We start from the raw sequence: 500 nt of genomic DNA, 5'->3' as shown, positions 1-500 counted from the left end.
TAGCGTTTAAGAAACATAGGCTTTGTCTAAAAAATAGCTTATATTTATGAATAGCTTATGAATATGATGGAAGAGATAAATCAACTGAATTGGCAACGGACAAATTTAGAGAATGTTGAAATGTTTGTTAAGCTATCTTAAATTTTTCGGATGGTTATGTTTAAAGAAGAATAAGTAGTTGAATTTTAATGATAATGATAATGATAGGAAATACAATAATATATTTTAGTAACTTATTAGATGTTAAGCATTAGGTAGCTAAATATTTACCAACTAAGGCAACCCATGATTTTAGATTTTCTCAGAAAACCACTTACAGTCGTAGATTTTTTAGTCTTACTATTATTGTCACCAGTAATTATTAGTATTGTGATCTTTATTGCCATAATTTTAGAACCTAGTGATATTCCAAGTATAAAAGATCAGCCTTACGAGTGTGGGAGATTTGGTGATCAACAAATGAAGATCGATCGAAATTATCTATTTTTTGCAAGAGTTGA

General features: G+C 28.4%; 1 pseudogene. It reads left to right on the top strand.

Annotation, left to right across the window (positions count from 1 at the left end):
* Positions 1–285 precede the first annotated feature (285 nt).
* A pseudogene (locus RR876_RS17445) lies at positions 286–500 on the top strand (hypothetical protein); the annotation flags it as partial.

The organism is Acinetobacter sp., from assembly GCF_036666595.1.
Taxonomy (GTDB): domain Bacteria; phylum Pseudomonadota; class Gammaproteobacteria; order Pseudomonadales; family Moraxellaceae; genus Acinetobacter.
This window is presented reverse-complemented; position numbering and strand designations above follow the sequence as displayed.